The sequence below is a fragment of the Streptomyces sp. ADI95-17 genome (assembly GCF_003846175.1).
Taxonomy (GTDB): Bacteria; Actinomycetota; Actinomycetes; order Streptomycetales; family Streptomycetaceae; genus Streptomyces; species Streptomyces sanglieri.
This window is the reverse complement of sequence record NZ_ML123046.1, coordinates 270,459-278,588: the sequence shown is the minus strand read 5'-3', so window position 1 is coordinate 278,588 and position 8,130 is coordinate 270,459. Positions and strand designations below refer to the sequence as shown.

Here is an 8,130-nt window from a genome sequence, read left to right as displayed (position 1 = left end):
TACCGGTCGCAGCCGGGCCGTGGTCTCCACTGGCGGGACGGCCGCCGCGGACGGTGGTGTGCTCCGGCTCGTCGGAACGGGTGCGCCCGCCGGAGTCGGGGAAGCCGCCGCGGGGTCCTGCGCCGGAGGCGCCGCGGGCGTCGGTGGCGGGGTCGTGGGGCGGGGCGGGACAGGAGCGCGCTGCGCCTCGGTACTCATCCGCCCCCCTGGTCCCGTTCCGTACCGTGCGCGGATCGACGTAACAGGCAGGCCCGTTGGTTGCCGCGTGCCGTCACTCTACGGGGTGGAAAGGCCCCGGCGGGAGCGGGCGGCCTCCCGTCCCGGACGATCTGCGCAGATCGTCCCCCTACCCAGCGGTACGGACGTCTGGCAAGCTGCGGCCATGACTGCCCGTGCCGCTGACCGCACCCGTTACAACCGGGCCACCGCCCATCTGGACGCCCCGATCGCCGTCGTCGATCTCGACGCGTTCGACGCCAATGCCGACGACCTCGTCCGCCGGGCGGCCGGGAAGCCGATCCGGGTGGCGAGCAAGTCCGTGCGCTGCCGCGCCCTGCTGGAACGGGTGCTCGCCCGGCCCGGGTTCGCCGGGATCATGTCGTTCACGCTGGCGGAGTCGCTGTGGCTGGCGCGGGCCGGGTTCGAGGACGTGCTGCTGGCGTATCCGACGGCCGACCGGGCGGCCCTCGCCGAGCTGGCCGGCGATCCGAAGCTGGCCGCCGCGGTGACGGTGATGGTCGACGACCACGCGCAGCTGGAGCTGATCGACGCGGCGCGGGCGGGTGGCGGCGAGGAGATCCGGGTCTGTCTGGAACTGGACACCTCGCTCCGGCTGCTCGGCGGCCGGGTCAGGGTCGGCGCCCTGCGTTCCCCGCTCCGCTCCCCCGCCCAACTGGCGGAGCTGGCACGCTCGGTGGCGCGGCGGCCGGGCTTCCGGCTGGTGGGTCTGATGGCGTACGAGGGTCATATCGCCGGGGTCGGGGATTCCGTCGCGGGCAAGCCGCTGCGCTCCCGGGCGGTCCGGCTGATGCAGGCCGCGGGCCGCAGGGAGCTGGCCGTCCGGCGGGCCGAAGTGGTGCGTGCGGTACGGGCGGTGGCGCCGGACCTGGAGTTCGTGAACGGCGGCGGCACGGGCAGTGTGCAGCACACGGCGGCCGAGCGCGCGGTGACCGAGATCGCGGCCGGGTCGGGGCTCTACGTACCGAGGCTGTTCGACAACTACACGTCGTTCACGGCCCGTCCGGCGGCGCTGTTCGCCCATCCCGTGGTGCGCCGGCCCGGTGTGGGCGTGGTGACGGTTCTCGGTGGCGGCTATCCGGCGTCCGGTCCGGCGGGCCCGGACCGGCTGCCCGTCCCGTATCTGCCGGAGGGGCTGCGCTACGACCCGCAGGAGGGGCCCGGCGAGGTGCAGACCCCGCTGCTCGGCGCCCCGGCCGACGATCTGCTGATCGGTGACAAGGTGTGGTTCCGGCACGCGAAGGCCGGTGAACTGTGCGAGCGCTTCGACGAGTTGCAGCTGATCGAGGGCGACCGGATCACCGCGACGGTGCCGACGTACCGGGGCGAGGGCCGTACGTTCCTCTGAGCCGGGCGGCCCGCGTCAGGGTGCGATCGAGCTGCCCGCGCCGCCACTCGTGGCGCTGTCACCGATCGGCCGGATCGCCTTGGTGATGGTGTCCATGAGCGAGAGCGGCGGCCCGTCGGGGCCCGCGTCGAAGGCGTAGCGCACGATGATCAGCGACTCGGTTCCGATCGTGGACGGGAAGACGAGCGACTGCACATAGCCGCCGGGCCCCTTGCCCGTCTCGACCCGCCAGCGCACCTGGTAGCCGGCCCGTCCGGCGACGCTCACGGACGCGGAGTCGAGCACCTTGTGGGACGTGATGCCGCCGTGGATCCGGTCGCCGACGAGGTTCTTCTCGTAGGCGCCGTCGGCGGCGGTGGCGATGTCGTGCTCGGCGAGTTCCTCGGCCGAGGTGATGTCGGTGGCGCTCGCGATGCGGCTGGTCACGGTGCCGTGGTAGCAGAAGTCGGAGGAACTGCCGGGGCATTCGTAGGAGTTGACGGTGCGCATGGTGAGCACCGGTTCGACCGTCCGGTCGGGCTTCTCCCAGCCGTCGGGGATCGGCAGGGTGATGCCGTTGAGCTGGTCGACGAGGACCTTCGGGTCGTCCTCGGCCGGTGAGCCGGTGGGCGACGGGGTGTCCGTCATGGTGGTGGTGGGCGTCACGGAGCCGCTCGGTCCGGCCTCGGGCCGCTCGCCGTCGTCGCCCCTGCCGAGCAGGACGGCTCCGGTGACGGCTGCGCCGACGACGAGCAGCCCGGCCACGGCGAGCGCGACGGTCCGGGTGGTGCCCCGGCCGGCAGCGGTGCCGCCGTTGCCGGACGCGGTGACGGCCGGCCCGGGGAGGCGGAGGTCCTGGGGTGCGGTGGCGACCGGTTCCGGCGGGCCGAACGCCTGGGGCGCGGCGGCCGGGCGGGTGTGCGCGGTCCACGCGGTGCCGTCCCACCAGCGGTCGGTGCCCGGTGCCGCGGCGTCCGGATACCAGCCGGGTGGCGTCGCGTTGCTCATCCCCACACTCTAGGGTTCGGCCACCGGCACTAGCCCGCCGATTGTCCGACTGTCCGATTCATCCTCGGGCGGTGGCCGGTACGTCCGGGGACGCCCCGCACCGGGCCGGACGGAGGACTTGAGGTGAGCTTAAGGTGTGAGGATCAACCATTGATGGCGGGGCCGTGGACGGCCGGCCGTCGGCCTGGAAGGGGAACGGGGCGTGGCCGGGGAAAGCGAGTTCATCGACCGCCTGATGCCCGTACTGCGGCCCGTCCGGGCGGGGAACGGCTTCGAGGAGGCGCTGGAGCAGATCCTCCAGGTGATCAGGCTCGGGCTGGTGCCGGGCGGCGGGCGGCTGCCTGCCGAGCGTGATCTCGCCGAGCTGCTGGGGATCAGCCGGGTCACCCTGCGCGAGGTACTGAAGGTCCTCCAGGACCAGGGCCTGGTGGAGAGCAGGCGCGGCCGGTACGGCGGCACGTTCGTGCTGCGGCGCACCGGCAGCCCCGGCGAGGACGAGCTGCGACGCAGGATCGCCTCCGTCGACATCGAGGACGTGCTGCGCTTCCGCGAGGTGCTGGAGGCCGGGGCGGCCGAGCTGTGCGCGGCGCGGGGGCTCGACGACGAGGGCGCGGGCCGGCTGCGTACCGCCCTGGCGGCGACCCACGAGGCGCCGCTGACGGACTACCGCAGGCGCGACACCCTGCTCCATCTGACCCTGGCCGAGCTCTCCGGGTCCGCGTCGCTGACCACGCAGTACGCGGCCGTCCGGGCCACCCTGAACGACCTGCTGGACTGCATACCGCTGCTGGTGCGGAACCTTGAGCATTCGCAGCACCAGCACACCAGCCTCGTCGAGGCGGTCCTCGACGGGGACGCGGAGGCCGCGCGCGCGGTCATGCGCGAGCACTGCGCGGGTACGGCCGCACTGTTGCGCGGGTTCCTGACCTGAGTCGCGGCCGGTACGGCACGGCGCCCGGTAAGGGCCCAAAGGTCTTGTCCGTCACCATTTCTCCCGGCTGTTCCGGGCGTCGGCCGCGGGGCCGTCTCAAGGCGCGGCGTTCCCGAGCCTGCCGCGCAGCCATCGCAGCGCCGCCGCTCCCTGGGCCCCCTGGAAGGCCCTCAGCGTCGGCAGGCCGGGCGGGGCGGGCTTCAGCGAAGCCGCCACGAAATAGCCGGTCAGCGCGGCGAGTACCGCCGTCACTCCCGCCGGGTCGGCGTTCCGGCCCAGCGGGTGGGCGGTGAAGACGGCCTCGGGGTCGGGGCCGCCCTGCGCCGCCACGCTCGGCAGCATCGCCAGCAGGTCGAACCAGGGGGCGGTCCGCAGCGCGTGCGGCCAGTCGACGAAGACCACCCGGTCCTCGGTGAGCAGGATGTTGTCGGCCCGCAGGTCGCTGTGGGCGAGGCTTTCGCCGGTGGCCGGTTCCGCCCAGCCCGACTCCAGTTCCGCGAGCAGGCCGAGACTGCGGGCCGCCCACGGGTCGAGCCGGCCGGTGCTGTCCCTCGCGGCCAGCAGGTCCCGCCAGCCGCTGAACATCCTCGCCTTGCGGTCCGCCGCGGCGGGCGCGTCGATCGGCGCCGGGGTCAGGGCCGCGCCCAGCTCGCCGACCGCCGTGAGGACCCGGTCCAGTTCGGCGGCGTCCCAGGGGACCCGGGGCTGGCGGCCGTCGATGTCCTCCAGGACCAGGGCGACGTGGGTGCCGTCGTCGTACGAGCCGAGCAGCCGGGGTGCGGGGACGCCGGGCGGGAGCGCCGCGGTGTGCCGGGCCTCGGCGCGGTGCAGGTCGGGGCTGCCCGGGTTCGCCTCGGCGCTCACCGCCTTGACGAACGCGCGCCGTCCGTCCGCGAGCCGGACCCGGGCGGCGACGCCCGGCGAGAACCCGCCGCTCTGGCTGCGCGCCTCGACGACCCGGGCGCCGAGGACGTCCTCGACGGCCTCGCGGACGGGCGCGGGCAGGCCGGCCCAGTGGTGCCGGACGCCGGCGGCGGGTGGAGCGATCACATCCATCCGCGCATTCTTCCGCCACGGACCGGGCGCCCGCCAGCGTATTCGCGGCCGGTCAGCCGTCCCGTGCGGTCAGTGACAGCAGGTCGCGGGCGGGTCCCGTCGGGCGGTGGCCCGAGGGCCAGACCGCGCGCAGCTGGCGTCGCAGGCGTACTCCGGCGACCGGGACCTTGACCAGGCGCCGCGAGGACAGCTCCTCACCGAGCGCCAGTTCGCTCAGCACGCACGGACCGGCGCCGCTCTCCGCCGCTCCCTTCACCGCGGTCGTGGAGGAGAGTTCGAGCAGCGGCTGGGCGAGGCCGCCGTGCACGGCGAGGGCCGCGTCCAGGACCTGGCGGGTGCCGGAGCCGTGTTCGCGCAGGATGAGCGGGGTCGCGGCCAGTTCCTGCGGGGTGAGGGGGGTCATCCGGCGGGCCCAGGCGTGGGACGGGGCGACCACGACGACGAGGCGGTCATGGGCGATGACCGTGCCGTCGAGCCCTTCCGGTACGGACAGGCCCTCCACGAATCCGAGGTCGGCCTCGCCGACCAGCAGCCGGCCGGCCACCGCCGCCGAGTTCCCGGCCAGCAGCGAGACCGCCGTGTCCGGCCGTTCGGCGCGCAGCGCTATCAGCCAGCCGGGCAGCAGGTACTCGGCGATGGTCATGGAGGCGGCGACCCGCAGTCTGGAGTCCCGCCGGTCGCGCAGCGCCTGTGCGCCGGCGTCGAAGGCCTCGGCCGCCTCGATGATCCTGCGCGCCCAGTCGGTGACCAGCGCGCCCGCGTCGGTGAGCCGGGAGCCGCGCGGTGACCGGTCCAGCAGGGCCACGCCGAGCTGCCGTTCCATTGAGCGGATCCGGCTGCTGGCGGCGGGCTGGGTGACGCCGACGTCGCGGGCGGCGCGCCCCAGGCTGCCGTGCCGGGCGACGGCGAGCAGGAGTTCCAGCGCTCCGAGGTCGGGGATCCGATGGGAGAGAGGGACATGTGCTTCGCCGGCCATAAAGCCACCTTATGACCTCATAGACATGGACTCCCTGGTGGGGCCCGGCCCCCGCCGAGAAAATCGTGGCATGGCCATCTTTCCGCAGACGCAGCAGACACAGCAGGCGAATCAGCCGCGACAGCCCTCGACCCCGGTCCCGGCCGCCGAGCGGCTGCCTGCCCTGCGGTACCTCGGCCCCAACTGGTACGCGGCCGTGATGGGCACCTCGATCGTCGCGAGCGCGGGAGTCGCGCTGCCCGTGCACGTGCCGGGGCTGCGGGCCGCCTGCACGGTGGTGTGGGTGCTGGCGGCGGTCGCGCTGGCCGCGGTGCTGGCGGCCCGGACCGGGCACTGGATCGCCCACCGCGACCAGGCCCGCAGTCATCTGCTCGACCCTGCCGTCGCCCCGTTCTACGGCTGTCTGTCGATGGCCCTGCTGGCGGTCGGCGGTTCGACGATGGTGGTCGGCCAGGACGTGATCGGGCATCGGGCGGCGCTCGCCCTGGACGTGGTGCTGTACACGGCGGGCACGCTGATCGGGCTGGCCGCCGCGGTCGCGATCCCGTATCTGATGGTCGTACGCCACCGGATCGAGCCCGGCACCGCGTCGCCGGTGTGGCTGCTGCCGGTGGTGGCGCCGATGGTCTCCGCGGCTCTGGGCCCGCTGCTGGTGCCGGAGCTGCCGGCCGGTCAGTGGCGGGAGGCGATGCTGCTGGCCTGCTACGCGATGTTCGGTCTGAGCCTGCTGGCCACGCTGGTGATGCTGCCGCTGATCTTCGCCCGGCTCGTCCACCAGGGTCCGCTGCCGCTCGCGCTGACGCCCACGCTGTTCCTGGTCCTCGGCCCGCTCGGTCAGTCGACGACCGCGGTCAACCAGCTCGCCGATGTGGCGCAGGGTGCGATCGGGGCGCCGTACGCCTCGGGGCTCCAGGCGTTCGCCGTGCTGTACGGGGTCCCGGTGATGGGGTTCGCGCTGATGTGGCTGGCGCTGGCCGTCGCCCTGGTGGTGCGGGCCGCACGCAACGGCATGACCTTCGGCATGACGTGGTGGGGCTTCACCTTCCCCGTCGGTACGTGTGTCACGGGTGCCGCAGGACTGGCCCGGCACACCGGGCTCACCGCGTACACCTGGCTGGCCGTCGCGCTGTACGTGCTGCTGGTGGCGGCCTGGGCGGTGGCCGGGGTGCGGACACTGCGCGGGCTGTTCAGCGGAGTGCTGCTCGCAGCGCCGCAGGCGCCCGCACCAGTGACGGCCCGTACCACGTGAGGTACCGCCCGTCGACGAGTGCGGCGGGCAGGGCGGGGAAGGCCTCGGGCCCGTCGTCGGGGGTGAAGCGGTACGGCTCGTCGGGCAGGACGACCAGATCGGCGCCCGCGGCGTTGAGCACGTCGAGCGGGATACGGGGATAGCGCTCGGCGTGGTCCGCGTACACGTTCCCGACGCCGAGCCGGGCCAGCAGGTCCCCGGCGAAGGTGTCGCTGCCCAGCACCATCCAGGGCCTGCGCCAGATGGGCACGATCGCGCGGCGCGGTGCACGGGGCGGCGGCAGCGCGGCCCAGGCCGCCTCGGCCTCGTCCAGCCAGCGCGGCCTGGCCTGCCCGCAGGCGGTGACCAGGACCCTGTCCAGCTCCTCGAAGGCCTGGTCGAGGGTCCGGATCTCCGTGACGAGCACCTCGGTCCCGGCGGCCCGGAGCGCCGCGAGGTCGGGCTCGCGGTTCTCCTCCTCGTTGGCGACGACCAGATCGGGCCGGAGCGCGAGAATGGCCGGAACATCGGGATTCTTGGTACCGCCGATCCGGGTCGCGGCCAGTCCGGCCGGGTGGGTGCACCAGTCGGTGGCGCCGACCAGCAGGCCGGGCGCGGTGACGGCGACGGCCTCGCTGAGCGAGGGGACCAGGGAGACGACGCGCACGGCGGACCCCTCTCAGCGGCGCGGGTCGTAGGTGGCGTCGATGTGCTCGGCGACCGCGACGACCAGCAGCCGCGTGCCGGGCACAGTGGCCCGCCAGCGGTGCCGCACCCCGCCGGACAGGAAGAGGGTGTCGCCCTGCTCCAGCCGGTACGCCTGCCCTTCGGCCTCCACCTCGGCGGCACCCTGTGCCACGTACATCACCTCGTCGTTGCGGTGCTGGAACTCGCGCCCGAGGTCGAGTTCCCCGGTGAACTCCAGGGCGCTGAGCTGGTGGCGGCCGCGCACCACCCGGCGTACGCCGTCGCCCTCGCCGGCCCGCACGACATCGACGGAGCGCGCCGAGTCCGCGGCGGCGCGCAGCCGTGCCGTGGTGGTCTCCAGGGCTTCGGCGACCCGGTCCAGCGACCGGGCGCTGGGCCGGGCCCGCTCGTTCTCGATCTGGCTGAGGAACGGCACGGACAGACCGCTGCGGCCGGCGACCGCGGCCAGCGTGAGCCCCAGGGTTCTGCGCCTTCGGCGGACCGCGGCGCCCACGCGGAGTGCTTCCTTCTCGTCCATGTCCGGCTCCCTCCCGACTCGTCATCCTTCCGGCTGCCAGCACATTACGCATACGGTTGCGCAAGGTCGGCCGGATGACGAGCGTCCGAAAACCCCGAAAGGGCGGGCCCGCCGTCGGCGGTGCCCACCCTTTCCGGTGCTT

The 8,130-nt window shown here is 74.1% G+C and carries 8 protein-coding genes; 3 read left to right on the top strand and 5 right to left on the bottom strand.

What is annotated here, in order from left to right:
- Nucleotides 1-382: 382 nt before the first annotated feature.
- Nucleotides 383-1,585: an amino acid deaminase/aldolase gene (locus EES42_RS15105; protein WP_124718748.1), complete on the top strand. Its 1,203-nt coding sequence runs from the start codon at nt 383-385 to the stop codon at nt 1,583-1,585.
- A 15-nt stretch (nt 1,586-1,600) separates the two neighbouring features.
- Here EES42_RS15105 and EES42_RS15100 read toward each other — a convergent pair whose 3' ends face one another.
- The gene (locus EES42_RS15100; protein ID WP_124718747.1) at nt 1,601-2,572 is read right to left on the bottom strand and encodes a DUF2510 domain-containing protein; all 972 of its coding nucleotides are present in this window, start codon (nt 2,570-2,572) and stop codon (nt 1,601-1,603) included.
- Nucleotides 2,573-2,807: 235 nt separating this feature from the next.
- Between EES42_RS15100 and EES42_RS15095 the strand changes: the two genes are divergently transcribed.
- Nucleotides 2,808-3,503, top strand: a complete 696-nt coding sequence (locus tag EES42_RS15095; protein WP_124719373.1) for a FadR/GntR family transcriptional regulator — start codon at nt 2,808-2,810, stop codon at nt 3,501-3,503.
- Between the two features lie 96 nt (nt 3,504-3,599).
- On the opposite strand, the gene EES42_RS15090 is transcribed toward EES42_RS15095, so the two are convergent.
- Both EES42_RS15090 and EES42_RS15085 read right to left on the bottom strand, forming a co-directional pair.
- Nucleotides 3,600-4,559 (bottom strand): phosphotransferase family protein, encoded by a 960-nt coding sequence (locus tag EES42_RS15090; protein ID WP_124718746.1) that lies wholly within the window; start codon nt 4,557-4,559, stop codon nt 3,600-3,602.
- A 52-nt stretch (nt 4,560-4,611) separates the two neighbouring features.
- Nucleotides 4,612-5,535 carry a LysR family transcriptional regulator gene (locus EES42_RS15085; RefSeq protein ID WP_124718745.1) on the bottom strand — a complete coding sequence of 308 codons (924 nt, stop codon included), beginning with the start codon at nt 5,533-5,535 and terminating at the stop codon, nt 4,612-4,614.
- A gap of 70 nt (nt 5,536-5,605) precedes the next feature.
- Here EES42_RS15085 and EES42_RS15080 point away from each other — a divergent pair, with 70 nt between their 5' ends.
- Nucleotides 5,606-6,784: a TDT family transporter gene (locus EES42_RS15080; RefSeq protein ID WP_124718744.1), complete on the top strand. Its 1,179-nt coding sequence runs from the start codon at nt 5,606-5,608 to the stop codon at nt 6,782-6,784.
- Here EES42_RS15080 and EES42_RS15075 read toward each other — a convergent pair.
- Both EES42_RS15075 and EES42_RS15070 read right to left on the bottom strand, forming a co-directional pair.
- Nucleotides 6,723-7,430: a helical backbone metal receptor gene (locus EES42_RS15075; RefSeq protein ID WP_124718743.1), complete on the bottom strand. Its 708-nt coding sequence runs from the start codon at nt 7,428-7,430 to the stop codon at nt 6,723-6,725. The genes EES42_RS15080 and EES42_RS15075 overlap by 62 nt on opposite strands.
- A gap of 12 nt (nt 7,431-7,442) precedes the next feature.
- Nucleotides 7,443-7,988, bottom strand: a complete 546-nt coding sequence (locus EES42_RS15070) for a helix-turn-helix domain-containing protein (protein WP_124718742.1) — start codon at nt 7,986-7,988, stop codon at nt 7,443-7,445.
- Nucleotides 7,989-8,130 lie beyond the last annotated feature (142 nt).

Excerpts from the sequence above, each read along its gene's own strand:
- EES42_RS15105 (WP_124718748.1), top strand. The coding sequence starts at position 383 with ATGACTGCCCGTGCCGCTGACCGCACCCGTTACAACCGGGCCACCGCC.
- EES42_RS15100 (WP_124718747.1), bottom strand. The coding sequence starts at position 2,572 with ATGAGCAACGCGACGCCACCCGGCTGGTATCCGGACGCCGCGGCACCG.
- EES42_RS15095 (WP_124719373.1), top strand. The coding sequence starts at position 2,808 with ATGCCCGTACTGCGGCCCGTCCGGGCGGGGAACGGCTTCGAGGAGGCG.
- EES42_RS15090 (WP_124718746.1), bottom strand. The coding sequence starts at position 4,559 with ATGGATGTGATCGCTCCACCCGCCGCCGGCGTCCGGCACCACTGGGCC.
- EES42_RS15085 (WP_124718745.1), bottom strand. The coding sequence starts at position 5,535 with ATGGCCGGCGAAGCACATGTCCCTCTCTCCCATCGGATCCCCGACCTC.
- EES42_RS15080 (WP_124718744.1), top strand. The coding sequence starts at position 5,606 with ATGGCCATCTTTCCGCAGACGCAGCAGACACAGCAGGCGAATCAGCCG.
- EES42_RS15070 (WP_124718742.1), bottom strand. The coding sequence starts at position 7,988 with ATGGACGAGAAGGAAGCACTCCGCGTGGGCGCCGCGGTCCGCCGAAGG.